The sequence below is a fragment of the Glutamicibacter nicotianae genome, from assembly GCF_006539525.1.
Lineage (GTDB): Bacteria > Actinomycetota > Actinomycetes > Actinomycetales > Micrococcaceae > Glutamicibacter > Glutamicibacter nicotianae.
Window position 1 is genome coordinate 274538 of sequence record NZ_BJNE01000002.1, and the last position, 23185, is coordinate 297722.

The 23185-nt window shown below is 63.5% G+C and carries 25 protein-coding genes and 1 riboswitch; of the genes, 17 read left to right on the top strand and 8 right to left on the bottom strand.

The window, feature by feature from the left end:
* Positions 1-296: 296 nt before the first annotated feature.
* The gene (locus ANI01nite_RS04030; protein WP_022875705.1) at positions 297-554 is read right to left on the bottom strand and encodes a DUF4235 domain-containing protein; all 258 of its coding nucleotides are present in this window, start codon (positions 552-554) and stop codon (positions 297-299) included.
* Positions 555-569: 15 nt separating this feature from the next.
* Positions 570-3092 carry an ATP-dependent DNA ligase gene (locus tag ANI01nite_RS04035; protein ID WP_141356219.1) on the bottom strand — a complete coding sequence of 841 codons (2523 nt, stop codon included), beginning with the start codon at positions 3090-3092 and terminating at the stop codon, positions 570-572.
* 162 nt (positions 3093-3254) lie between these two features.
* Here ANI01nite_RS04035 and ku point away from each other — a divergent pair, with 162 nt between their 5' ends.
* Positions 3255-4223, top strand: coding sequence for a non-homologous end joining protein Ku (gene ku, locus ANI01nite_RS04040; protein ID WP_141356222.1), 969 nt, complete (start codon positions 3255-3257; stop codon positions 4221-4223).
* Between the two features lie 4 nt (positions 4224-4227).
* Here ku and ANI01nite_RS04045 read toward each other — a convergent pair whose 3' ends face one another.
* Both ANI01nite_RS04045 and ANI01nite_RS04050 read right to left on the bottom strand, forming a co-directional pair.
* Entirely contained in the window at positions 4228-5400 is a 1173-nt protein-coding gene (locus ANI01nite_RS04045; RefSeq protein WP_141356224.1) for an alcohol dehydrogenase catalytic domain-containing protein, read from the bottom strand.
* Positions 5401-5441: 41 nt separating this feature from the next.
* A complete protein-coding gene (locus tag ANI01nite_RS04050) occupies positions 5442-5627 on the bottom strand; it encodes a hypothetical protein (protein WP_141356226.1) in 186 nt (61 codons plus the stop codon).
* A gap of 244 nt (positions 5628-5871) precedes the next feature.
* Here ANI01nite_RS04050 and ANI01nite_RS04055 point away from each other — a divergent pair, with 244 nt between their 5' ends.
* Positions 5872-6966 (top strand): hypothetical protein, encoded by a 1095-nt coding sequence (locus tag ANI01nite_RS04055; protein ID WP_141356228.1) that lies wholly within the window; start codon positions 5872-5874, stop codon positions 6964-6966.
* A gap of 39 nt (positions 6967-7005) precedes the next feature.
* Here the strand turns inward: ANI01nite_RS04055 and ANI01nite_RS04060 are convergent, their stop codons facing one another.
* Positions 7006-8022, bottom strand: coding sequence for an SDR family oxidoreductase (locus ANI01nite_RS04060; RefSeq protein ID WP_255314398.1), 1017 nt, complete (start codon positions 8020-8022; stop codon positions 7006-7008).
* Between the two features lie 311 nt (positions 8023-8333).
* Between ANI01nite_RS04060 and ANI01nite_RS04065 the strand changes: the two genes are divergently transcribed.
* Genes ANI01nite_RS04065 through ANI01nite_RS04070 form a run of 3 tightly spaced genes read left to right on the top strand, consistent with a single transcriptional unit; the run spans position 8334 to position 9056 of the window.
* Positions 8334-8600, top strand: coding sequence for a DUF7218 family protein (locus tag ANI01nite_RS04065; protein WP_028268631.1), 267 nt, complete (start codon positions 8334-8336; stop codon positions 8598-8600).
* A gap of 24 nt (positions 8601-8624) precedes the next feature.
* On the top strand, positions 8625-8780 hold the full coding sequence (locus tag ANI01nite_RS16645; RefSeq protein ID WP_170214562.1) for a hypothetical protein: 156 nt from the start codon (positions 8625-8627) through the stop codon (positions 8778-8780).
* A 27-nt stretch (positions 8781-8807) separates the two neighbouring features.
* Entirely contained in the window at positions 8808-9056 is a 249-nt protein-coding gene (locus ANI01nite_RS04070; protein WP_141356230.1) for a hypothetical protein, read from the top strand.
* Positions 9057-9170: 114 nt separating this feature from the next.
* On the opposite strand, the gene ANI01nite_RS04075 is transcribed toward ANI01nite_RS04070, so the two are convergent.
* Complete coding sequence (locus ANI01nite_RS04075; protein WP_066142263.1) at positions 9171-9587, bottom strand: CBS domain-containing protein; 417 nt, start codon at positions 9585-9587, stop codon at positions 9171-9173.
* A gap of 199 nt (positions 9588-9786) precedes the next feature.
* Here ANI01nite_RS04075 and ANI01nite_RS04080 point away from each other — a divergent pair, with 199 nt between their 5' ends.
* From ANI01nite_RS04080 to ANI01nite_RS04095, 4 genes are read left to right on the top strand one after another with little or no spacing between them, the layout of a single operon-like run.
* Positions 9787-9996 carry a hypothetical protein gene (locus tag ANI01nite_RS04080; RefSeq protein WP_141356232.1) on the top strand — a complete coding sequence of 70 codons (210 nt, stop codon included), beginning with the start codon at positions 9787-9789 and terminating at the stop codon, positions 9994-9996.
* 40 nt (positions 9997-10036) lie between these two features.
* Entirely contained in the window at positions 10037-10243 is a 207-nt protein-coding gene (locus ANI01nite_RS04085; RefSeq protein WP_073706957.1) for a metallothionein, read from the top strand.
* Positions 10244-10246: 3 nt separating this feature from the next.
* Positions 10247-10852, top strand: coding sequence for a cysteine hydrolase family protein (locus ANI01nite_RS04090; protein ID WP_141356234.1), 606 nt, complete (start codon positions 10247-10249; stop codon positions 10850-10852).
* Complete coding sequence (locus ANI01nite_RS04095; protein ID WP_066142255.1) at positions 10843-11181, top strand: hypothetical protein; 339 nt, start codon at positions 10843-10845, stop codon at positions 11179-11181. The genes ANI01nite_RS04090 and ANI01nite_RS04095 overlap by 10 nt, the downstream gene beginning before the upstream one ends.
* Before the next feature lie 79 nt (positions 11182-11260).
* Here ANI01nite_RS04095 and ANI01nite_RS04100 read toward each other — a convergent pair whose 3' ends face one another.
* Both ANI01nite_RS04100 and ANI01nite_RS04105 read right to left on the bottom strand, forming a co-directional pair.
* On the bottom strand, positions 11261-11716 hold the full coding sequence (locus ANI01nite_RS04100; protein WP_066142253.1) for a DUF421 domain-containing protein: 456 nt from the start codon (positions 11714-11716) through the stop codon (positions 11261-11263).
* The gene (locus ANI01nite_RS04105; RefSeq protein WP_141356236.1) at positions 11716-12252 is read right to left on the bottom strand and encodes a hypothetical protein; all 537 of its coding nucleotides are present in this window, start codon (positions 12250-12252) and stop codon (positions 11716-11718) included. The genes ANI01nite_RS04100 and ANI01nite_RS04105 overlap by 1 nt, the downstream gene beginning before the upstream one ends.
* 184 nt (positions 12253-12436) lie before the next feature.
* Between ANI01nite_RS04105 and ANI01nite_RS04110 the strand changes: the two genes are divergently transcribed.
* The 8 genes from ANI01nite_RS04110 (at position 12437) to ANI01nite_RS04145 (ending at position 23127) form a co-directional block, all read left to right on the top strand.
* Positions 12437-13087, top strand: coding sequence for a 4a-hydroxytetrahydrobiopterin dehydratase (locus tag ANI01nite_RS04110; protein ID WP_141356238.1), 651 nt, complete (start codon positions 12437-12439; stop codon positions 13085-13087).
* Between the two features lie 144 nt (positions 13088-13231).
* Entirely contained in the window at positions 13232-14470 is a 1239-nt protein-coding gene (locus ANI01nite_RS04115) for a M20 family metallopeptidase (protein WP_255314400.1), read from the top strand.
* A gap of 10 nt (positions 14471-14480) precedes the next feature.
* Positions 14481-16004 carry an MFS transporter gene (locus ANI01nite_RS04120; protein ID WP_141356242.1) on the top strand — a complete coding sequence of 508 codons (1524 nt, stop codon included), beginning with the start codon at positions 14481-14483 and terminating at the stop codon, positions 16002-16004.
* A 93-nt stretch (positions 16005-16097) separates the two neighbouring features.
* Positions 16098-16210, top strand: a riboswitch (SAM riboswitch).
* A gap of 54 nt (positions 16211-16264) precedes the next feature.
* Positions 16265-16843: a hypothetical protein gene (locus ANI01nite_RS04125; RefSeq protein ID WP_141356244.1), complete on the top strand. Its 579-nt coding sequence runs from the start codon at positions 16265-16267 to the stop codon at positions 16841-16843.
* A gap of 261 nt (positions 16844-17104) precedes the next feature.
* Complete coding sequence (locus ANI01nite_RS04130; RefSeq protein ID WP_073706950.1) at positions 17105-18838, top strand: ABC transporter ATP-binding protein; 1734 nt, start codon at positions 17105-17107, stop codon at positions 18836-18838.
* Positions 18839-20923 carry an ABC transporter ATP-binding protein gene (locus ANI01nite_RS04135; protein WP_141356247.1) on the top strand — a complete coding sequence of 695 codons (2085 nt, stop codon included), beginning with the start codon at positions 18839-18841 and terminating at the stop codon, positions 20921-20923.
* Positions 20924-21035: 112 nt separating this feature from the next.
* Positions 21036-21947: a LysR family transcriptional regulator gene (locus ANI01nite_RS04140; protein WP_141356249.1), complete on the top strand. Its 912-nt coding sequence runs from the start codon at positions 21036-21038 to the stop codon at positions 21945-21947.
* A gap of 121 nt (positions 21948-22068) precedes the next feature.
* On the top strand, positions 22069-23127 hold the full coding sequence (locus ANI01nite_RS04145) for an FUSC family protein (RefSeq protein WP_141356251.1): 1059 nt from the start codon (positions 22069-22071) through the stop codon (positions 23125-23127).
* Positions 23128-23185 lie beyond the last annotated feature (58 nt).

Sequence of the window (23185 nt, forward strand, 5' to 3'; positions counted from 1 at the left end):
TGCACTTTTGCCCTTCGGTCTCGTCGAGATGGCCGGCCAGTCCGAAGCTGTTTTTGCCTGCCCTCGCAGATCGCCACGCATAATGGCTACGGCATGGATCTTTCCGCCGACCGATATGAATCTGCCGGCCAGCTGATCACCGCTCGTATCCCAAAGGGCTTCAGGTACCCGTAATTCATCACTGCGGTGGATGCACCGAGTGCAACCATTCCGCAGGACCGGGCAGCAGCGAGTCGGGCGACTGCATAACAGCTGCCCGACCCAGTGCATCCGGGTTTCTGCCTGACTGCGGCCAGCTACCGGCCCGCTGCCTTGGCTTCCAGGGAACGCGTCCACCGTTTGGCCAGAGCCTGGATGGCAGAAGCACTTGCCCCTGAGATCACGGCGAATGCCAGCACCTTGCCTACGGCTGCCTGCTGCTGCTTATCGGGGTTGGCCAGTGACGGCGGTTCTTCGCCCATGGCCTTGTGCCAGATCCCGGAGACGAGCTTGGCGCCAAGCCAGCCTGCGCCGAGTGAGACCAGGGTTCCGAAGATCTTTGCCAGCAATTTCATGTTTTGCTCCTTGTGTTATCCGCCATTTGCGGTTTGGTTTCCGGAAGGATCCGCTGTTTCCCAGTGGACCTCATCCGGTTGCTTGTCTTCGCGCCAACCGCGCCACACGGGATGGCGCAGAAGGCGCTCCGAGGTCAGTTCGGTGTATCGGACTTCTGCCACGTATTTCGGGCTCACCCAGTGGGCATCACGCCGATGCGCTGCGGGAATCTGCTTGGCTGGCGGAGTTTTGCGCTCGATCTTCTCAAGCCGTTCGCGGATCTCGGCAAGTTGCGTGTCGCTGAATCCGGTGCCCACACGGCCGGCGTACTCCAAACCGTCATGTCCCGGAATGGCCAGCAGCAGCGACGCCAGGCTGCGGCTGCGCGACCCGTGCCCTGTCCGCCAGCCAATCACCACGGCTTCCTGATGCAGCTGGTGCTTGAGCTTCAACCAGCTGCCGCTGCGCCGGCCCAGCTCGTATGCCGAGTCGCGTTCCTTGGCCACCACGCCTTCCAGGCCTAGCTCGCGGCTGGTCTCGATGGCTTGTTCCAAGGTCCCGGTGTGGGTCGGGGGAACCTGCACGTACTGGTGGTCGATATCCAGGCCCGCAAGCCGCTGGCGGCGTTGCTCGTAGGGCAGCGCAGTCAGATCCTCTAGCCCGGCGCCTTTGCCGGCGGGCAATTGCAGCACGTCGAAGAGCATGTACTGGATCCTGACGGCCGAGGCCTGCTTCGTGCGCTTCTTGCGCTGGTGGGACACCCGTTGCTGGAGCAGCGAGAAATCTGGGCGGCCCGAAGAATCCAGGGCAACGATTTCCCCATCCACTACGCAGCGGTCCGGCAGCAACGAACCGAGAATTCCGAGTTCCGGGAAGTCGCCGGTCAGGTCATGGCCGTTGCGGCTGAGCAGCTTGGTTACGCCGTCACCGACTACTGCAAGTGCTCGGTAGCCGTCCCATTTCATTTCAAAGCTCCAGTCCTGCTCAACGCCGAAGTCCCCGGCCGTGCCAGGCGTGGCCAGCATGGGGCGCAAGGGTTGGCCAGACAGGTCAGCCACGGCCTGCTTGGCGCTGGGCTCGCGAGCTGCGTCCGGTCCTGCGCCACTGGAATCAGCGGAGGCCCCGCCCTCGGCTGCCGAAGGCTGGTCCTTGGCCAGTTGAAGCAGCCAATTGTCCTTTCCGCCCATCCCTGCGGCCTGGATCAGCACGAAACGCCGTGGCACGCCGCCCAGTCCTCCTGCTGAATCACCGGTGAGTACCGCGATGACTTCTTTGCCTTCGCGCCATTTCTCGATAACGCACCGGCCCGAATCCCAGATCGATACTTCCCCGGCGCCGTATTGCCCCTTCGGGATGCTGCCTTCGAAACTTGCGTAGGATAGCGGATGGTCTTCGGTCATGACCGCCAGGCGCTGGACTCCGGGTTCCAGCGGCGGGCCCTTGGGCACTGCCCAGGAGACCAGCACTCCCTCGTGCTCCAGGCGGAAATCCCAATGCAGCCGGCGGGCATGGTGTTCCTGGATGACGAAAGACAACCCGGTGCCGTCGCTTCCGGCCTGAACGGACTGTGCCTTCTCAGCCTTCCCGGACTGCTCCGGCACCGGTTCGGGTGTCAGCGACGCATCGCGCTTGGAGCGGTAGGCCGCCAGGCGATCCGGGTCCTGCCGTTGCGCCGAGGCCAGTTGCGCCAGGGGTTCCATTCCATCAGCAATGCGCTCCAGCACCTCGTGGAAGTCCAGTTGCGCCAACCCCTGCGCTTCGATTTCCTGCCAGGTCCGCGGGGCGGCAACGGTGGGCCGGGCGCGACCCCGCAGCGAATATGGGCAGACAGTGGTTTTCGAGGCATTGTTCTGGCTCCAGTCCACGAGCACCTTGTTCTCGCGCAGCGAGCGCTTCATGCTGGAGAGAACCAGTTGCGGGTGCTCCTTCTCCAACGTCGAAGCCAGTTCCTTGGCCACCTCGTTGACCTGGTCTGAGGCGTATTTGCCATCCAGCCCGGCATAGAGGTGGATGCCCTTGGAACCAGAGGTCACTGGGAAGCTGGGCAGCTCCATGCCGTCGAGGATCTCCCGGCAGATCAGCGCGACTTCAGCGCACTGCTCCAAACCGGCACCGGGACCGGGATCGAGGTCCAGAACCAGCCGGTCCGGGTTGGCAGGTTCCAGCGACGAATCGAAACGCCATTGGGGAACGTGGATTTCCAGCGCTGCCATTTGGGCCAGCCAGGCCAGCACCGCCTCGTTATTGACCAGCGGATAGGTATTCGCATGGGTCTTGTGCTGCAGCTTGGCCGAGGGAACCCAGCTGGGGGCGGAGTCTTCAAGATCCTTGCGGAAAAACACCTTGCCCGGTTCTTCGGCAGTGCCCACCCCGTCCACCCAGCGCTTGCGGGTAGCGGGGCGCCACGCGGCATGCGGAATCAGCGCCGGAGCCACTTGCTGGAAGTAGTCCATGACTTCTCCCTTGGTGGTTCCGGTCTGCGGGTACAAGATCTTGTCCAGATTGCTGACCTTCAGCGTGTGCCCCGCGACTTTCACGGTTTGCTCCCTGCGTGCCATGCGCTGTCCTTTGCTTTTCCGTATGGGGCCAATCTTCCCGAGCAGCGCCGGGGAATCCAGCGTTCCAAGCAAGCTTTGCGTTTTGCGCTGCTGAACCTCCGTGCAGCCTGCCAGTCTCATCCGGCCAGTGACGCGCGGCCGGAAAGATGCTTCACTATGCCCATGCGAGCTATCTGGACTGGATCAATTGCCTTCGGCTTGGTGAACGTGCCGGTCAAGGCCTACGGCGCCACCGAAGACCACGACATCGACCTGCATCAGGTCCATGACAAGGACGGCGGCCGAATCCGCTACGAACGCCGATGCGAAGTCTGCGGGAAGAAAATCGCCTACAAGGATCTGGACAAGGCCTATGAAGACGGGGAACGGACCATTGTGCTCACCGATGAGGACATGGACGCTCTGCCTGCGGAGAAAAGCCGCGAAATCGAGGTAGTCCAGTTCGTCCCGGCAAGCCAAGTTGATCCCCTGATGCTGGAGAAGAGCTACTACCTCCAGGCGGACTCGAAGTCGCCCAAGGCCTACGAGCTGTTGCGCCGGACACTGGAAAACACTGAGAAGCTGGCGGTGGTGCGCTTTGCCCTGCGCCAGAAGACCCGGCTGGGCATCTTGCGTGTCCGGTCCAAGGTGATGGTGCTGCAAGCGGTCATGTGGGCGGACGAGCTGCGCGACGCCGAGCAGGTGGCACCGGAGAAATCACCGCGGATCAGTGAGCAGGAACTGAAGATGTCTGCTGCCCTAGTGGACCAGTACAGCACCGATTTCACCCCGGAAGAATTCCAGGACGACTACCAGCTCCAACTGCAAGCGCTGATCGAAGCGAAAATCGAGCAAGGCGAGGAACTGGATACTGAAGCGACCTTCGGCTCCGAGGAGCGCAGCAGCGACTCCGGGGAGGTCATCGATTTGATGGAAGCGCTCAAGCGCAGCATCGAGGGCCGGAAGTCAAAAGCCGGGAGCAAAGCGGCGAAGAGCAAGGAACCACCAGCCAGGAAAGCGCCAGCGAAGAAGTCCGCAGCCAAGAAGCCGGCTGCTGCCAGGAAACCAGCCAAGAAGAAGGCGACGGCAAAGGAGGCCTCCTCCTCGCCACACAAGAAGAAGGCCTCCGGTTCCGGGAAGAAAAGTGCCTAGCTCGCTACGGCTTGAGCACCACCTTGATGCACGCATCCTGCTTCTTCTGGAAGGTCTCGTACATCTGCGGACCGTCCGAGAGCGGCTGCTCGTGCGTGACAAGGTCGTCCAGGCCCAGCGGATCGGCTGCATCCTCGGCCAGCGGCAGCAGCTTCCGCGTCCATGAGCGCACATTGCATTGGCCCTGGCGGATCTGGATCTGCTTGTCGAACAGCTTCACCATCGGCATCGGTGTGGCTGCCCCGGCATAGACGCCGCTGATCGACAAGGTGCCGCCACGCCGCACCGCATCAATGGCCGAATCCAGCACGCTGGTGCGGTCCGCGGAGACGTTCTCCATGGCCAGCTGCGCGGCCTTGTCCGGCAGCAGCCCGGTGGCTTGCTGGAACATAGAGGAGACCGGGGAACCATGGGCTTCCATGCCCACTGCATCGAGCACGGCATCGGGGCCGCGCCCGGTGCGCCCGCGCAGTTCGCCCACGGTGTCCTTGGTGAAGTCCAGGGTCTGGATCCCGTGGCGCTCGGCCATGGCGCGGCGTTCGGCTACCGGGTCGATACCCAGCACCTCATAGCCCAGATGGCGGCCGATTCGCGCGGCGAGCTGGCCCACCGGTCCGAGCCCGTAGACCGCGAGGGTTCCGCCGTCCGGGACGCTTGCGTACTCCACGCCCTGCCACGCGGTGGGCAGGATATCGGAGAGGAACAGATAGCGGTGGTCGGGCAGCTCGTGGCCAACTTTCACGGCACCATAATCGGCATGAGGCACACGCAGGTATTCGGCCTGGCCGCCGGGAACCTGTCCATAGAGTTCGGAGTACCCGAAGAATTGGGCGCCCTTGCCGTGCTTGCGCACCTGGGTGGTCTCGCACTGCGACTGCAGGTCATGCTGGCACATCCAGCAGTGGCCGCAGGAGATGTTGAACGGGATGACTACCCGGTCGCCCACCGACAGCTTGGTGATGCCGCTGCCAACTTCCTGGACAATCCCCATGGTTTCGTGGCCCAGCACGTCGCCAGCATGCATGTAGGGGCCCAGCAGCTCATAGAGATGCAGGTCTGATCCGCAGATCGCGGTGGAAGTGACCTTGATGATGATGTCTGAGGGGTCCTGGATCACCGGATCCGGGACGTCGCTGAATGCGACCTTTCGCTTGCCTTGCCATGTCAATGCCTTCAAATCATTCTCCTCCGTGCTTCGTTTCCCGTTATGGACAACAGTCAGTCGGTATTGAACCGGTCGGTGTCCACCGCGTCCGGGTCCTGGTCTTCCGCCGGCTGCTCGAAAGCATCCTCATTGCTGCCAACCGGATTCTGCTTGCCCTTCGCGGGATCCTTCCCAGCGTGCTCATCGCGCAGCGGAGGGTTCCCCTGGCGCGTCTCTTCTTCTGGCTGATTGGAGTCCATGGTCTTTCCTTCCTGTACCAGATGGGCGATGGCACCGACCCTGCCACACCGGGCCGCAGGCAACAAGGGAAGTTTGATGGGCATTGCCTGTGAGTCAGGAGTCCGCGGAATCCCGGGGATCAAGGGTGCAATGCCGATGCTGGTTCCTGCAAGGTTGCTGAACGGCACTGCATGCCCTGGCACAACTTCCTAGGGTGTGCTGTGGGAGCGGCTCAAGCTGCTGCCGGAGAGCTGCGAGGTGCTGATGAGCGTGCAAGATCCCGAGATGCGCACGATAGGAATAATTGCCGATCCCGGCATCGCCGATGCCGTGGCTAATCGGGTAGCTGCGCGGTTGGAAGGGGTCTTGGAGAAGTTGCAGGAGCAGGAGCACCGGTGGGACGTGCAGGTGGCTCCGTTCTCCCTGCCATTGGGGGAGAGTGGACGGGTGGCGTTGAATGACAAGGTGCCGAAGCTGCGGGAGAAGCACGGCTGGGACTTCATCATCTACCTGACCGATGCACCGCACTATGTGCAGAACCGGCCGGTGCGTTCGGTGATTTCCGTCGAGGATGCTTCGGCCGTGCTTTCCATGCCCAGTCTCGGGATGGCCCGGCCGCGCACGGTGGCACGGGAATTGGCCGAACTGGTCAGGGAATTGGCTACCGGCAAGCAGCCCGCCCCGCCGCCCACCCCGCTGGGCCGGGCAATGAGCGTGCACGCCAGCCGGCAGGACGGGCAGAACGAGCAGAACCGCATCACGAGCATCGAGGGCCTGCGCGGGCGGCTGCTGCTGGTCGCCGGAATGGTGCGCAGCAACCAGCCGTGGAAACTGGTGCCGCGGCTTTCATCCGCGATGGCAGGTGCGGTGGCCACCGGAGCCTTCGGCGTGTTCTACACGAGCATCTGGTCAATGGCCGACTACCTGCCCGCTACGCGGCTTGCGCTGATCACGCTGTCAAGCATTCTGATCCTCACGCTCTGGCTGCTGCTGCACAACCGGTTGTGGGAGAGGCCCCAGGGCAACCGCCGCCGCGAGCGGATGGTTATCTACAACGCGGCCACGGTGCTCACGGTCGGGTTTGCAGCGACGGCCATGTACCTGCTCTTATTCCTGGCGCTGCTGGCGGGTGCACTGATTGTCATTGACCAGGAATACCTCGCCTATCAGCTGCGCCACGATGTGTCGCTGGCCGAATACGTCAATCTTGCCTGGCTGGCATCCTCGCTGGGAACCATGGGCGGGGCCATCGGCTCCAGCTTCGACGAGGTCAAGGAAGTCCAGCGCGCTACCTTCAGCCAGCGCGAGTACGAGCGGAGGAACATGGAATTCACCATCAGCAAGGACGAGGTGGATTGATCCCCGGACCCCTATCCGCCCGGGGACAAATACACGGTCCTACGGCTGGTTCTTCCCGCCGTTGACGTGCACCGTGGATCCGACAACATACGAAGCCTCGTCGCTGGCCAGGAACACATAGGCTGGAGCGAGTTCCACCGGCTGACCTGCCCGGCCCAGCCAGGTATCGTGGCCGAACTTCGGCAACGCCTCGATGGGCTGGCCATCCGAGGGCTGCAGCGGAGTCCAAATGGGACCGGGAGCCACCGCATTGACCCTGATGCCCTGCTTGGCAGCCTGGGAGGCCAGCGTCTTGGTGAAGTTGCTGATCGCCCCCTTGGTCGAGGCGTAATCCATGAGGTGGTCCGAGGGGTCGAAAGCCTGGATGGATGTCGTATTGATAATGGATCCGCCGGCCGGGATCACCTTCAGCGCATCCCGGCTCAGGGCGAACATCGCGAAGATATTCACATCGAAGGTCGCCTCGATCTGCTCATCGCTCAGCTCCTCCAAGGATTCGACACTGATCTGCTTGCCGGCGTTGTTCACCAGAATGTCAAGTCCGCCGAGTGCGGCCACCGCCTCGTCGACCAGCGAACCGCGGTACTCGCGGTCGCGCAGATCCCCGGGCAGCAGGTGCACCTCGACGCCGGCCTCTTCCAGGAGCCCGGCGATGGCATCCGCATCCGGCTGCTCCGCGGGCAGGTAGGCCAAGGCGACGCTGGCCCCTTCGCGGGCGAAAGCGATCGCCACTGCCGCTCCAATGCCGGAATCGCCACCGGTGATCAGCGCGCGCTTTCCGCCCAGCCGGTCCCGGCCCTGGTAGCTGCGCTCGCCGTGATCCGCCTTCGGCTTCAACTCCTGATCCAGGCCGGGCTCAGGTTGGCGCTGTTCGGGAGGGCTGATCTTTTCCTTGCCGGTACGCTCGGTTCCAGCGGAATCGCTGGTGCGCGAATCCGGGTGGCTGCCGGTGCCCACCGGCTCATCTGCTGTCCCATGATCCGGCAACCCCGTGCTGCTCGAATCATTGGCAGTGCCTACTGGTTCATTATGGTGCGGGGGATTCTTCCCGGGCATGGCTTTTCCTCCTTCAGTTGCTGGAAGACGCCGTCGCGAGAGCGCCAACGGCGTCAGGGGCACCTCCCAGTGTTCTTCGCGGGGTACCGGCGGTGAACAGCACGGTGCCCACTTGGCGGCAACGGCCAGAGAGCTTTCGGCCAAGCATCAGCTTCGCGGCTGCTGCCAGAAAATGTGCTACCGCCGAAGTCTGGGATCCAGCGCAGAATCCGGGGGTGCCCCTGTCGCCCGTGGCCGCAGGTAGCTAGCGTGGGACGCACAGTGCTGGCTATCCGAAGGTCAGCTGGCGAAGCGTGAGAGGGAGGAAACCCATGGCAGGCAAGGGCAAGAGCCGGATCAAGGATGAGGAACTCTACGAGGAGCTGCGCGAGGAGGGGAACTCCAAGCAGAAGTCGGCGCGCATCGCCAATGCCGCCGCCCGCGATGGCCGCTCCGAGGTGGGCAAGCGCGGCGGCAAATCCGGAGACTACGAGGACTGGACTGTCGAGGAATTGCAGGACCGGGCCAAGGAAATCGGGGTTGAGGGCCGTTCGAAGATGCGCAAGGCCGAGCTCATCGATGCCCTGCGCAATTCATAGCCCATCGCCACGACAGGAGCAGCAATGAGTGACCGAGACAAGCCCGAGAATCTGGCACGCACCACGCAGCCGGATGGCGAAGCAGAACCCGGCGACGAGCGCGTGGCCCGCCGGGGCAGCATCAATGAGAACACCGAGGATACGTCTGAGGAAAGCGAAGATCGCTTTGACGCGGGTTGAGCTTTCCCTCCAGGAAAGGATGAAGACATGACGGACAAACCGATTAATAAGACTCATGGCCGTCGGCCCGGCCTGTGGCTCACGATTGCGGGCGGGCTCGTGGCCGTGGGATTCGCCATCTACGCGCTGCTCGCGGCGCCCGACAGCACCTCGGGGCCGCTGTGGATCGTGGCAGGCTGGGGCGCATTGGTCTTCATCTACGGCGTGTACCGCCTGGTTCGGGGACCAAGCTCGTTGGATGACCCGAGGGGAGGCACGGACGCCAACGAGCGGTGACGCGGCAACTGCGGCGAAAAATCGCCAAGAGCAAGAACAGAGCTTCCGGGAAAACCACAGTTTTCCCGGAAGCTCTTCCTTGTGCTGCTGCCGGCGGCAGGTCCTGGCCTGGTCCTAGTCTTGGGAAATCCCTTCGACCAGGCTGCCGGTGCTCTGCTCGTCGTAGTAGCGGGCAATGTCCGCCTGGGCGAGCATTCCCACCAGCGTATGCCCGTCGATGACTGGAAGCCTGCGCACCTGGTGCTCCTGCATGGTGCGGATGGCCTCCTCGATGGAATCGTCGGCGCCAATGGTCACCGGCTTGCCCTGGGCATAGTCGGCAACCTTGGTGCTGGAGGTGACCACGCCGTCGGCTACGGCGTTGATGACGATATCGCGGTCGGTGATGGTGCCGGCCAGCCGGTCATCCTTGCCGCAGATGGGCAGCATGCCGACCTGCAGGTCCTTCATCAGCTGGGCTGCGACCTGGACCGAGTCCTGTTCCTTGACGCATTTGGCTGGCGAGGTCATTAGTTCCTTGGCTGCAACCATGATCGTGCTCCTTTCGCGTTTTCCTGCGGGGACGCTTCCCACGCTCCAGCACCGCAAGCAGGCCATCAACCATTGCCAGCGTCTTTGCAGGCTCGCCCGGGGCGAAGCTGGCAACAGCCGATTAACCATGTACGCGGGGCACGCTTCACTGGTATTCGGTTAGAGGACCGTATCGGATCAATCCGGAAGGACAAGAACCATGGGACTCATCGACAAGGCCAAGGAAGCCATTGCCCACGCCGCAGATCGGCTGAAGGACCCGGACCAGGATCTGGTCGAGAAGGCCTGGCCGCTGGGCCAGCCGGATGACGAGCACGTTCCCGCCCCGACCGACGAGGCTGAGGGCATCGACCCGGATCTGGATGATTCGACCGAAGACCAGTACCGCGAGGATGACGAGGAACGCTAGCCGCAAAGGGGAACACCCAGTAGAAGACAGGAGAGAACCAATGCAGACCTGCGATTTGTGCGGAAACGACCAGGACCCGCTGTTCATGCTCAGCAGGGATGGGCGTTCAGGCCAATACGACAGTTTCGAATGCGCCATCCAGGACATGGCTGAGCGGTGCGCGCACTGCAATTGCGCCATCCTGGGCCATCCGGTGCGCCAGCAACAGGACGTGTTCTGCTGCCAGCACTGCGCGGCGCACAGCTGAGCCATGGGTGCTACGGATTCCACGAGCGACTTCAGGCACCCGGCCCTGCTGCTCATCGATCTGCAGCGCGGCTTCTTCGCAGACCCCGGGGTGGCCGCATGGAGGCAGCAGATCACTGCCAACTGCAATCGGCTGGCCGCGGCGGCGGCACGGGCCGGGGTGCCGGTGATCAGCGTGCGCACCGTGCACAAGGAAGACAGGTCCACCTGGACGCTGAAGATGCTCGAGGATGGCCAGGGCTACCTCTTCGAAGGCACGGCGAAAGCCGGGTACCTGGAGGAGCTGGAGCTGGCCGGGGCCATCGAAGTGGTCAAGCGCCGGGACAGCGCCTTCTGGAACACGGAGCTGACGACGCTGCTGCTGCAACGCCGCGCCAGTTCCCTGGTGCTGGCCGGGGTCGCCACCGATACCTGCATCCGGGCTACGGCATCTGACGCGTTTGCCGCGAACCTGCCGGTTGCGGTCGCCACCGATGCCTGTGCGTCCCCGGACCCGCAGGCAGGGCAGAACGCACTGGAATACATGAGCACCCAGCATCGGCAGAAGCTGATGGACACCGAAGAAATCATTTCCCTATGGACAAGGCAAGAGGAGCGCAAATGTCACTGAACAATGAAGAATTCGAGAATGTGCGCAAGGACCAGGACATCGACGAGCCGCTGGATGGCCGCGACAGCCAACCGGCCGAAGGCTCCTCGGATGCGCCTGCGCAGCTGGATGCGGATGACCCGTTGCGCGGGGCAGAGCGCATCCTGGCCGAAAGCGACGAGGACCCGCTGCTGCTGAATCCCGAAACCACGCTGGTCGAACCGCTGGACGGGGAACGCGCTGTCGATGACACGCAGCTCGATGAACCCGAAGAGTTCGAGGACCCCGGGCTGGACGCGGAGCGCAGCGCCAACCTGCCCGATCAGCGCGAGACACCGGAAGAGCAGTAGCGGACCGAGCGCACAAAGCGAGCGGTGCCAACCTATCCGGTTGGCACCGCTCGCTTTCTCGAATGTCCGGCCACTGCGCTCAGGGTTGGGACTGGGCTTCCTGGGTGAAGAAGGAGATCTTGCCGCTGGCCTCCAGAATCGCCAGCCGGATGCTGCTGTAGTTCTCGATGCCGGCTTGGCGGGCCAGCATGCTCAACTCATCCAGGCCGATACGCTCAGCATGCAGCGCCTTGCGGTCAAGCACGCCGTCGCGCACCAGCACAATGGGCCGGCCCTGCATCAGCTTGCCCAGCTTGGGCCATCGCATATTCGCGTAGTTCAGGATCGCCGCGAGCACGATCATGGTGAAGGCCGCCAGCAAGCTGCCGACCAGCGAACGGTCTTCCATGGTGATGCCTTGCTGCACCAAATCGCCCAGCACCACGAAGAGCACCAGCTCGAATGAACTGAGCTCGCCGAGGGTGGACCGGCCCGCGGCGCGGGTAGCCAGCCACAAGATGATGAATGCGGCGGCGGCGCGGATGACGATATCCATCAGGGGATCCTCCAGGTTCTGATCTCTAGTTCCGTTGTATTGCCATTCACCTTGATGCCCAGCACCCCGTCGGTGCTCGGGGACCACTGATCCGAGGCGCGGCCGGTGAGCGTGGCGACCATTTGCCTGGACCCCGGCACCGGGGCCACCTCGAATTGGATGGTGCCGCCTGCGCCGCTTGCTACGGACTCGGGCTCGGGAAAGGCCGAGAAGTCCTCGAAGAGCATCAGGTAGTCCTCGTCCAGCTCCAGGGTGATGGTCTCGGGCAGCGGCTCGGCAGCGGTGATTTCAATTCTCAGCTCGATTTCGTTTCCGGCTCTGATCACGGTGGGGAGCTGCACTTCGGCCGTGAAGCTGTCCCCGTCCTTCACCACGGTCTGCTCCTGGGCGAACAGGCCGAGCAAGGCAGCCACGACGATGACCGCAACCGCCAGGACAGCGGCACGGCGTAGCCGCCGGCGCTTGCGATTGCTTTGCGCAGATTTGATGTCATCCAGCGTCGAATCATTGATCTCGGCTTGGAAGATGTTCAGCATGGAATTCTGGCCTCCTTGCGCTTTGCCATCGAGGCTAGGCCGTCCCGCCCGCGTACGGACAGGTGGCGCATCAGTTCACAGGAGACATCCAGATCGCTGGCACTGATGGAAACCTGTGCATTCAGGAAATCTCCTTGAGGCGAAGCGGCACCGGTGCCATCGTGTTTTCAAGGAGGAGATACGCATGGGCAGCAACGACATTCTCAGTGACCAGCAGATCAGCGACTATCTGGAGGACCTGCCGCATTGGCGGGAAATCCCCGGCGGCATAGCCGCCGTTTTCCAGACCAAAACAGCGGCATCCGCCATCGAGCTCTTCAGCGATATCGCCGGAGCCGCCGAAGTGAACAACCACCACCCGGACGTGGACTGGCGCTACAACCGCGTCTTCGTCACCACTACTTCCCATGACGCCGGAGGGCGGGTGACCACCCGGGATATCGCCCTGGCACGCAGGATCTCCGAACAGGCCCGGGCACTTGGCGCCACTTCCCGCCCGGAATTGATCCGCACGGTGGAAATCGGCATCGATACAGCCGACCCGCAGCAGGTCGCCGCGCAGTGGGCTGCCGGCCTGGGATACCAGCAGCAGGAGGACGGCAGCCTAGTTGACCCGAACCACCGCTTGCCTGCCATCTGGTTCCAGAAAACAGAAGACCCCAACCCTAACCGGCTGCATTTGGATGTCTGGGTCCCGTTCTCCGAAAGCCAGCCGGTACTCGAAGCGCTGGGCAGCGAAAGCACGGAACTTGATAGCCAGTACGCCCCCAGCTTCACCGTGGCGACGGATCGGCAGGGCAACAGGTTCTGCATCTGCACCGAGCAGGACCGCTAGCGGCGCCGGCGCTCGCCGAAGTTGCCGAATATTGCATTCAACCGGTTGCTGGACTGCCTGTCCGGCCGGGGATAGATTGAAATCACCGGAGCCAGCTGGGCCATGTCGGCTAACCGCAGCTCGGCGCGAAGAGAAGGGGACCCAGTGGGCGCTGCACAGGAAATCACCGCTTCGATCGAAGAACAGCTGTCATGGCAAGAAGAGCTCTACAAGCATTTCCACCGCAATCCCGAGCTGGGGCTGAAGGAACATGAAACCTCGGCGCGGATCTGCGAAGAACTCGAAGATCTTGGCTATGAAGTCCAGCTGATCGGCGGCACCGGAATAGTGGGCGTCCTGCGCAATGGCGAGGGCCCGGTAGTCTTGGCTCGCGCCGACATGGACGCGCTGCCGGTCACCGAGGACACCGGGCTGGAGTATTCCTCCGAAGTTCCGGGCGCCATGCACGCCTGCGGCCACGACATGCACATGGCCACCCTGCTCGGTGCGGCAAAGTACCTCGCCGGAAACAAGGAAGCCTGGTCCGGCACCTACATCGCCCTGTTCCAGCCGGCCGAGGAAACCGCGGCCGGCGCCAAGGCGATGGTGGAAGACGGGCTGGTGGACAAGATTCCCAAGCCCCAGGTGGCCTTGGCGCAGCATGTGATGCCTGCAGAAGCCGGGATGATCGGGACCACCGCCGGGCCGATTCTCTCTGCCGGGGATTGCCTTCGGATCACTGTGCATGGACGCGGAGCCCATGGCTCGATGCCGCACAACTCGGTGGACCCGGTGGTGCTGGCCTCCTCCATTGTGCTCAAGCTGCAGACAGTGGTTTCCCGCGAAACCCAGCCCGGGCACTTCGCGGTGCTCACCGTCGGGTCGCTGACCGCGGGCACCACCGCGAACATCATCCCGGACCGCGCTCAGCTGCTGCTGAATATCCGCACCTACGAGCCAGCCATCCGCCAGCGCGTCATCGATTCCATCCACCGGATTGTGCGCGGCGAATGCCAGGCTGCCGGCTCGCCCAAGGAACCGGAGTTCGAGTTCTACGACCAGTTCCCGCTCACCAGCAATGACGAGACGGCCAACGCCAAGATCACCGCGGCTTTCGAAGCCCATTTCCCCGAGGGACAGGTCTACCATGCAGACCCGGCCACCGCCTCGGAGGACTTCAGCACCATTCCGGATGCCTTCGGCATTCCCTATGCCTACTGGACGGTGGGCTGCGTGGATCCGCAGAAATACAAGGATGCGGTGGCCGCGGGAACCGTCGCCTCCGATATCCCGGCCAACCACTCGCCGTTCTTCGCACCGGTGATCCACCCAACCCTTCAAACAGCAACCAGAACCCAGGTGGTGGCCGCACTGGCCTACCTGGGCACCGGAGCACAAGAGTAGGGAACAGACGATGTCCGCAGCACCGACCACGGGCGCCACTACCTGGCAGCCCACCGACAAATGGCTGCTGGGCATCGTCCTGGCAGTCATCAACTTCTGGCTTTTCGCCCAGACCCTGCTGAACGTCATTCCCGGGATCCGCGGCCAGCTGGGCGTGGAGGAGACACTGGCCAATCTGGCGGTGTCCATCACCTCGCTGTTCTCCGGCATCTTCATCGTGGTCGCCGGCGGACTGGCCGACCGGCTGGGTCGGGCGAAAATCCTTTACCTGGGCATCTGGCTTTCCATCGCCGGCTCGCTGCTGATCGCCCTGACCCCTGAAAACCTCGGCGGGCTGACCAGCGCCATGCTGCTGGGCGGCCGCGTGGTCCAGGGCCTGTCCGCCGCCTGCATCATGCCCGCCTCCATGGCCCTGGTGAAGACCTACTACGAGGGCAAGGACCGCCAGCGGGCCCTGTCCTACTGGTCCATCGGCTCCTGGGGCGGTTCCGGATTCTGCGCGCTGTTCGGCGGGCTGATGGCCACCAGCTTCCTGGGCTGGCGTTCCATCTTCTGGATTTCCATCGTCCTCTCGATGCTGGCGCTTTTCCTGCTCAAGGGCACCCCGGAATCCAAGGCCGAGCAGGATCCGGCAGCCGAGCGCCGCTTCGACTTCACCGGGCTCATCTTCTTCATCCTCATGCTGGTCTCCATCAACGTCTACATTTCCCAGGGGCCGAATATCGGCTGGCTGAGCCTGGGAGGCATCGCGCTCGTGGCGATCTTCGTGGTCACCGGGCTGCTGTTCTTGCAGATCGAGGTGCACAGCCGCAACCCCTTCGTGAACCTGAAGCTGTTCTCCAACGGCACCTTCACCGGCGCCACGCTGTCCAACTTCCTGCTCAACGGCGCGGCCGGCACGCTGATCGTCTCGCTGGGCCTGGTCCAGGTGGCCGCCGGAATGTCCTCGCTGCAATCCGGCCTGCTGACCCTGGGCTACCTGGTGGCCATCCTTGCCACCATCCGCGTGGGGGAGAAGCTGCTGCAGCGCTTCGGGCCGAAGAAGCCGATGCTCTGGGGATCGATGATCACCGGTCTGGGTATCCTGATGTGCTCGATGACCTTCCTGTATACCGACCAGTACATCGTGCTGTCGGTGATCGGCTTCACGCTGTTCGGCATCGGCCTGGGCTTCTATGCCACGCCGTCCACCGACGCGGCGCTGTCCAATGTCCCCGACAGCGAGGTGGGTTCCGCGTCCGGCATCTACAAGATGGCCTCGTCTCTGGGCAACGCCATCGGCGTGGCCATCTCTGCGGCCCTGTACGTGGCGGGCCAGGCCATGGATCCGGCATTGATCCAGTCCTGGGGCCTGTTCATCGGCCGCCAGGACAATGTGGCGTTGCGCTTCGGTGGCGCCATCGGCCTGCTGTTCAACGTGCTGATGGTGGTCATCGCCATCGCGTCGATCATCGTGACCGTGCCTTCCGAAAAGAAGAAGGACAGCGAGAAGACCCAGCACGACGAGGTGGCACCACCGCCAATCGGAAACTGATCGAATCGCTTGCTTGGGCCGGTGCTGCGCACCGGCCCCCTGCATTTTCGAACCAAGCCAAACTGTCGGTGGTGCCCAGTACCATCGAACCAAGCTCACAGAATCGCGGCGCTAAGTACCTGGCTGGCCGCGTGGCAACCCTCCTCATCGAGCGGGGTGCCCCAGGGGAAGAGCCGGTCCGGGAAGCCATCCCGGGCAAGTCGATTGGTGGTGCTGATCCTGCGGGATGCCACGCCGCCTGGAACGAACGCGAGGATGCCATGGGCACCATTCATGAATACACTCCGGAGAATCCGCAGGGAACCGACAGCGAGCGGAAGTGGCATAGCTTGCTGCTGGCCTATCCCTTCCACGCAGGATCGCGCACGCTCCAATCAGGAGGATTCCTGGCCTTCGAGGCCGAGAAGCAGCGAAAGGGGCTGCTGTGCCTGAACCTTCCCCATGTCCACGAATACGTGGCCCGCTGGATTGCCGCCGGGTTCACCCCGGAACTGTATTGGGCAGTCAGCGCGGGGCTTAAAGCCGCGCTGGAGCATGCCCGCGAGCTCTGCAGAAATTTTGAGGACCAAGATCGCCTGGAACAACGGCTGGAACTGCTCGGGATCAAAGCCAAGAACCCGCAGGCTGGCCAGACCTATCTGCGCGTGACCGGCAAGGACCCGGACACTGGCCGAAGCATCATGGAAGAACGGGCGCACCCTGAGCACATCGTGCAGCTGGTGCCCGAGGCCTGGGCAGAGTTCCCGCGGCTGCTGTGCTTCGAACGCCCGTCCGTGGCCTTGTCCAAGTACATCCGCGGAAACTACGCCAGCGAGGTTCCCGGCAGCGTTCAGGCATAAATGAGCGCAGGTTTCCGGCGGATGAAAATCCGCCGGAAACCATGGCTGATGTGAGCTATTTCCACACCCTATGATTAACGCCACCATCCCCGGAATCCTGCGGTTAATCGAGCGTTAATCACTGGTTGGCAAATATCAATCGGAAGGATGATACTAAGTGTCCAAGCGGAGCGCTAGACTGGCAATCGCTCTTCAATCACGCAGCCCTTAATCCGAAGACCCAGCATGCCGGAGAGCATGATGCCAGCGAGGATTTTCCACATGCTTCTCAAGCTCATCTTGAAACACTCCAAGCCCTATGCCGGGTGGATCGCCGCAGTAGTCATATTGCAGCTGGCCACCACCATGGCTACGCTCTACCTTCCCAGCCTGAACGCCAAGATCATCGATGTCGGCGTGGTCAATGCCGATATCGACTACATCTGGCGCACCGGCGGACTGATGCTGGTGGTGGCCCTGATCCAGGTGGCCACCGCCGTCGCCGCCGTCTACTTCGGCGCCAAGACCTCCATGAGCGTCGGACGCGATGTCCGCCAGGCGGTCTTCGAGAAGGTCGCCACCTTCTCCGCCCAGGACGTCAACAAGTTCGGTGCCGCCACCTTGATCACCCGCGGCACCAATGACGTGCAGCAGATCCAGATGCTCACCCTGATGGCGCTGAACTTCATGATCACCGCGCCGATCATGTCCATCGGCGGCGTGATCATGGCGATCCGCGAAGACCCGGGGCTGTCCTGGCTCGTCTGGGTATCCGTGCCGCTGGTGCTCATTGTCGTCGGCCTGCTGGTCATCAAGCTGATGCCGTTGTTCCGCGACATGCAGACCCGCATCGACGGGATCAACGGCGTGCTGCGCGAGCAGATCACCGGCATCCGCGTGGTGCGCGCCTTCGTGCGCGAAGAGCATGAAACCGAGCGCTATGCCGATGCCAACCAGAAGCTGACCGACCTGGGCGTGAAGGTCGGCAACCTGTTCGTGCTGATGTTCCCGGCGATCACCATGATCCTGCACCTGTCCACCGCCGCCGTGCTCTGGTTCGGTGGTCACCGCGTGGACAACGGCGACGTGGAGGTCGGTGCGTTGACCGCGTTCCTGCAGTACCTGCTGCAGATCCTCATGGCAGTCATGATGGGCACTTTCATGGCCATGATGGTCCCGCGCGCCATGGTTTCCGCCGACCGCATTGCCGAGGTGCTGGACAGCGAGCCGAGCATGCTCGACGCCGCCGAAAGGCAGATCGAGCTGCCCACCCCGGGCACCGTGGAATTCAAGAACGTCACCTTCGGATACCCGGGGGCCGAGGCTCCGGTGCTCTCGGACATCTCCTTCACCGCGAAGCCCGGGCAGACCACTGCCATCATCGGGTCCACCGGTGCTGGCAAGACCACCTTGCTGAACCTGATTCCGCGGCTCTACGACGCCACCGAAGGGGAGATCCTCATCGGCGGGGTGCCGCTGAAGGACCTGGGCCGCGACACCATTTCACGGAACATCTCCGCGGTGCCGCAGCGGCCCTACCTGTTCTCCGGAACCATCGCGAGCAACCTGCGCTTCGGCGCCCAGGAGGCCACCGAGGACGAGCTGTGGGAAGCGTTGCGGGTCGCCCAGGCCGAAGGGTTCGTGGCAGAACGCGAGGGCCAGCTGGACTCCAAGATCTCCCAGGGTGGCACCAACGTCTCCGGCGGACAGCGCCAGCGCCTGTGCATCGCACGGGCCTTGGCCGCCAAGCCGAACACCTATCTCTTCGATGATTCATTCTCGGCGCTGGATGTGAACACCGATGCCAAGCTGCGTGCCGCCCTGGCCGAACCGACCAAGGACGCCGCGGTGATCATCGTGGCCCAGCGCGTCTCGACGATTACCGGTGCAGACCAGATCCTGGTCCTGGACCATGGCGAAATCGTCGCCCGGGGAACCCACGAGCAGCTGCTCGAAACCTCGGAAACCTATCAGGAAATCGTTGCATCCCAGCTGAGCGTGGAGGAGGTGGCCTAAGTGGCGAAGAAGCAGAAGAATACCGATTTGGCGCAGCTCGACAGCGAGCTCGCAGACGTCAATGAATTCGAAGCCGCCGCGGGAGCCGACGACTGGTCCGGCGGCGCCCCGGTGCGCAAGGCCCAGCACTTCTGGCCATCGGCCAAGCGGCTGATCGGGCTGATGTCCCCATACAAGCTGGGCATGGTGCTGGTCTTCGCCCTGATCACCGTATACGTGGTGCTCTCGGTGATCGCCCCGCGGATCCTGGGCAAGGCCATGGACGTGATCTTTGCCGGGCTGATCGGCAAGAACATCCCCGAGGGCACGCCCGCGGAACTGGTCATTGCGCAGCTGCGCGACTCCGGGCAGGACACCCAGGCCGACATGCTCTCGAAGGTGGACTTCGTCCCCGGGCAGGGCATCGACTTCACCCAGCTCTCGCAGTACATCCTGATTGTGCTGTCCATGTACTTCATCGCCTCGCTCTTCTCGTGGGCCTCGGGCTGGCTGCTGAACAAGCTGGTCATGCGCGTGGTCTACAACCTGCGCAAGGACGTCGAGGACAAGATCAACAAGCTGCCGCTGAACTACTTCGACACGCGCCAGCGCGGCGACCTGCTCTCGCGCGTGACCAACGACGTGGACAACATCCAGAACGCGCTGCAGCAAGCGCTGAGCCAGCTGGTCTCCTCGATCATGACGGTGCTGGGCATCGTGATCATGATGTTCGTGGTCTCCTGGCAGATGGCGCTGATCGCGCTGGTGGCCCTGCCGCTCTCGGCAGTCGCCGCGGGCGTCATCGGCACCCGGGCGCAGAAGCTGTTCACCGCGCAGTGGAAGAACACCGGTGCGCTCAACGGCCAGATCGAGGAATCCTTCTCCGGCCACGAGCTGATGAAGGTCTTCGGCCGTGAAGAGGACATGGTAGAGCGCTTCACCGCACGCAACGAGGAGCTGTACAAAGCCAGCTTCGGCGCCCAGTTCGTCTCGGGCATGATCATGCCGGTGATGAACTTCGTGTCCTACCTGGCCTATGTGGGCATCGCTGTGGTGGGCGGCTTGCGCGTGGCCTCGGGCACCATGAGCCTGGGCGATGCCACCGCGTTCATCCAGTACAGCCGCGAGTTCACCCAGCCGCTGGGCCAGATTGCCGGCGTGGCCAACATGCTGCAGTCCGGCGTGGCCTCGGCCGAGCGCACCTTCGAGCTGCTGGATGCCGAAGAGCAGGAACCGGACCGCGCGCAGGACACGCTGCCTGCCCGCACCGATGGCCATGTCTCCTTCCAGGACGTGTCCTTCTCCTACAGCGAAGACAAGCCGTTGATCGAGAACCTGTCCTTCGATGCTGATCCCGGCCACACGGTGGCCATTGTCGGACCGACCGGCGCCGGCAAGACCACGCTGGTGAACCTGGTGATGCGCTTCTACGAGCTGAACTCGGGCAAGATCATGCTCGATAACCGCGACATCACCGAGCTCTCGCGCGCCGACCTGCGCTCGAAGGTGGGCATGGTGCTGCAGGATGCATGGCTGTTCGGCGGAAGCATCATGGAGAACATCCGCTACGGCCGGCTGGATGCCACCGATGAGGAAGTCATCGAGGCGGCCAAGGCGACCTTCGTGGACCGCTTCGTGCGCGCCCTGCCCGATGGCTACGACACCATCATCGACGAGGAAGGCACCAACGTGTCGGCCGGCGAGAAGCAGCTGATCACCATCGCCCGCGCGTTCGTTGCGAACCCGTCGCTGCTGATCCTGGACGAGGCGACCAGCTCGGTCGATACGCGTACCGAGCTGCTGGTGCAGCAGGCCATGGCCGCGCTGCGCAGCGACCGCACCAGCTTCGTGATTGCCCACCGTCTGTCGACGATCCGCGATGCCGACACCATCCTGGTGATGGAGGCTGGACGGATTGTGGAGCAGGGCAACCACGAGTACCTGCTGGGAACGAAGGGCGCCTACTACCGGTTGTACCAGTCCCAGTTTGCCGGCCCGGCCGAGGACGTGGATGCGAACCCGGATACGGCTGCGGTGCCTGCTACCGGCGGAATGCCGCTGACCGATGCGCCGGTTCCCGAGCCAGGGACGAACCTCGACTCATAGGAACTAGCGGTATCAGAGCCGCGGCTGGACTGGACCTTGGTCCATTCCAGCCGCGGCTTTTTGCATGCCCCGACCGCGCGACCCGAGGTGAGCATGGTGCAATGGACAGGTGATGTTTAGGCAGTTGGAATACTTCGTTGCCCTGGCCCGGGAACAGCATTTCGCGCGGGCCGCCCAGGAGTGCCGCATTTCCCAGCCGGCGCTGTCCGAATCCATCAGGAAGCTTGAAGCCGGGCTCGGGGTGCCGCTGGTGCGCCGCGGGCACGCGTTCCAGGGGCTGACCGCGGAAGGCGAAACGGTGCTGCGCTGGGCCCAGCGCCTGCTGGCCGACCGCGATGCGTTGGCCCAGGAGGTGGCGGCGCTGCAATCCGGGCTGACCGGCACGCTGCGCCTGGGCGCGGTGCCCGCCGCGTCCTCCACGGTCGCGCAGCTTTCCGATGCCTTCGCCCGGGCCAATCCGAAAGCAGCGATCCATGTCCAGAGCAGCCTGCGCTCCACCGGCATCATTGCCCAGGTCCGCGGCTACGAACTCGATGCGGGGCTGGTCTACGCGGATCCCGCGCAGTTGGGTGGACTGCTCGCGCTGCCCTTGTACCGTGAGGAGCACGTGCTTCTCACCAAGGCAGGGATGTTCGCTGGCGAGGGGCAGCCAACCGCCGTGGACGAGGTGCTCTCGCTGCCGTTGTGCCTGCTGGATTCCTCCATGCGCGGCCGCCAGCTGCTGGACGAGGTGCTGGCTTCCCACGGGCGCAGCGCCGAGCCGCGCATCGAGTGCGATTCGATGATCACGCTGCTGGCGCAGGTGGCCACCGGCCGCTGGGCGAGCGTAGTCCCGAAGCAGTGGCTCGAACCCCTGGGCGAGCTGCCGGGCCTTGTCCAGACGCCCCTTGCCGGTCCCCGCATCACCAGCCAAATCAGCTTGGTGACGACCGGGCACCAGCCGCTGCCGCTCATGTTACGCGCATTGCTCTCTGCGACGGGCGACCTGTATCCATCCGTAACAAAGGACCTTGACTTGGCTTGATAAGTTAGACCGATTGAAACATCAGAAATAATGCTTGGACATGATCAAAGTGTTGATGCAACTCTGAAGTGGCAGAACCGCTCCTTTTTGCAGGAGGCTGGACGACCCGCAAGGAGCGATCATGGCGAATTTCCGGAATGTGCCGGCCGAGCCGGCCAGAATCCCGAAAACGGGAATCCTGGCCCCGGCGTTGGCCTCCGCGGCGTGGCGGGGTCTTGTGCTGTCCCACAGCCCCGAGATCCGCCCCGCCCTGCGTGTCGGTTTCGGATTGGCGATTCCCGGCGCCGCACTGCTGTTGCTGGGGCGGGTGGACCTCATGGTCTACGCGGTCTTCGGTTCGGTGGTCGGAATGTACGGCCGCAGCCCGCACCGGGTGCAGCGTCTCAAGGACCAGGCCCTGGCCGGAACCATGATGCTGTGCGCTGGCATATCCGGCATCGTCATCGCGCCGTGGGGACTTGACGGATGGGCGCTGCTCGCCGGAGGCATTTTCTGGGCCTGCACCAGTTCGCTGGCCGCGGACCGCTACGGGCTCAAGCCCGGCGGCTCGTTCTTCCCGCTGTTCGCCTTCGGGGCGCTGGCCAGCCTCCCGGTGGGGCAATCGCTGTCCGTGGCGGGTTTGGCGGCGTTCGTGGTCACCGCACTGTTCTGCATTGCTGTGGGACAGACCGCCACGTTTGGAGCTGCGGCAAGCGGATATCCCGGGCATGATCCGATCGGCTGGCCGGAAGCGCTGCGCCGCGCCGCCTGCTACGCCAGCGTGGTGATGCTGGCAGGAGCCCTGGCCATCGGGCTGCACCTGGAACACCTGCAATGGGTCATGGCTGGTTCGGTGGTGCCGCTGGCGGCGGGCAACGCCCGTGGCCGCCTGGGCAGGGGACTGCACCGTGTGGCCGGCACCGTGGCCGGACTGGGGGTGCTGCTGGGCATCTACCATCTGCAGCTGCCTCAGCTGGCCCTGGGGCTGGTGATCATCGTGCTGATGTTCCCCACCGAGGGCTACATGACCCGAAACTACGGGCTGGCGCTGAGCTTTTTCACTCCGCTGATCATGCTGATGCTTGAGCTCGCCGACCCGAGCGTCAATGCGGATGTCCTTTGGGAACGCGCCGCGGGCAACCTGTTGGGAGTGCTCGCTGGCATCGTCGGTGCGCAGCTCTTCGATCGCAAACCCCGCTGACGAAGTACCGGATTTGGACTGGACGTTGCATGATTAAATAGGTCAGGCGTCGAATCGG

Coding starts and splice junctions, on each gene's coding strand:
- ANI01nite_RS04030 (WP_022875705.1), bottom strand. CDS start 554: ATGAAATTGCTGGCAAAGATCTTCGGAACCCTGGTCTCACTCGGCGCA.
- ANI01nite_RS04035 (WP_141356219.1), bottom strand. CDS start 3,092: ATGGCACGCAGGGAGCAAACCGTGAAAGTCGCGGGGCACACGCTGAAG.
- ku (WP_141356222.1), top strand. CDS start 3,255: ATGCGAGCTATCTGGACTGGATCAATTGCCTTCGGCTTGGTGAACGTG.
- ANI01nite_RS04050 (WP_141356226.1), bottom strand. CDS start 5,627: ATGGACTCCAATCAGCCAGAAGAAGAGACGCGCCAGGGGAACCCTCCG.
- ANI01nite_RS04055 (WP_141356228.1), top strand. CDS start 5,872: ATGAGCGTGCAAGATCCCGAGATGCGCACGATAGGAATAATTGCCGAT.
- ANI01nite_RS04060 (WP_255314398.1), bottom strand. CDS start 8,022: ATGCCCGGGAAGAATCCCCCGCACCATAATGAACCAGTAGGCACTGCC.
- ANI01nite_RS04065 (WP_028268631.1), top strand. CDS start 8,334: ATGGCAGGCAAGGGCAAGAGCCGGATCAAGGATGAGGAACTCTACGAG.
- ANI01nite_RS16645 (WP_170214562.1), top strand. CDS start 8,625: ATGAGTGACCGAGACAAGCCCGAGAATCTGGCACGCACCACGCAGCCG.
- ANI01nite_RS04070 (WP_141356230.1), top strand. CDS start 8,808: ATGACGGACAAACCGATTAATAAGACTCATGGCCGTCGGCCCGGCCTG.
- ANI01nite_RS04075 (WP_066142263.1), bottom strand. CDS start 9,587: ATGGTTGCAGCCAAGGAACTAATGACCTCGCCAGCCAAATGCGTCAAG.
- ANI01nite_RS04080 (WP_141356232.1), top strand. CDS start 9,787: ATGGGACTCATCGACAAGGCCAAGGAAGCCATTGCCCACGCCGCAGAT.
- ANI01nite_RS04085 (WP_073706957.1), top strand. CDS start 10,037: ATGCAGACCTGCGATTTGTGCGGAAACGACCAGGACCCGCTGTTCATG.
- ANI01nite_RS04090 (WP_141356234.1), top strand. CDS start 10,247: ATGGGTGCTACGGATTCCACGAGCGACTTCAGGCACCCGGCCCTGCTG.
- ANI01nite_RS04095 (WP_066142255.1), top strand. CDS start 10,843: ATGTCACTGAACAATGAAGAATTCGAGAATGTGCGCAAGGACCAGGAC.
- ANI01nite_RS04100 (WP_066142253.1), bottom strand. CDS start 11,716: ATGGATATCGTCATCCGCGCCGCCGCCGCATTCATCATCTTGTGGCTG.
- ANI01nite_RS04105 (WP_141356236.1), bottom strand. CDS start 12,252: ATGCTGAACATCTTCCAAGCCGAGATCAATGATTCGACGCTGGATGAC.
- ANI01nite_RS04110 (WP_141356238.1), top strand. CDS start 12,437: ATGGGCAGCAACGACATTCTCAGTGACCAGCAGATCAGCGACTATCTG.
- ANI01nite_RS04120 (WP_141356242.1), top strand. CDS start 14,481: ATGTCCGCAGCACCGACCACGGGCGCCACTACCTGGCAGCCCACCGAC.
- ANI01nite_RS04125 (WP_141356244.1), top strand. CDS start 16,265: ATGGGCACCATTCATGAATACACTCCGGAGAATCCGCAGGGAACCGAC.
- ANI01nite_RS04130 (WP_073706950.1), top strand. CDS start 17,105: ATGCTTCTCAAGCTCATCTTGAAACACTCCAAGCCCTATGCCGGGTGG.
- ANI01nite_RS04140 (WP_141356249.1), top strand. CDS start 21,036: ATGTTTAGGCAGTTGGAATACTTCGTTGCCCTGGCCCGGGAACAGCAT.
- ANI01nite_RS04145 (WP_141356251.1), top strand. CDS start 22,069: ATGGCGAATTTCCGGAATGTGCCGGCCGAGCCGGCCAGAATCCCGAAA.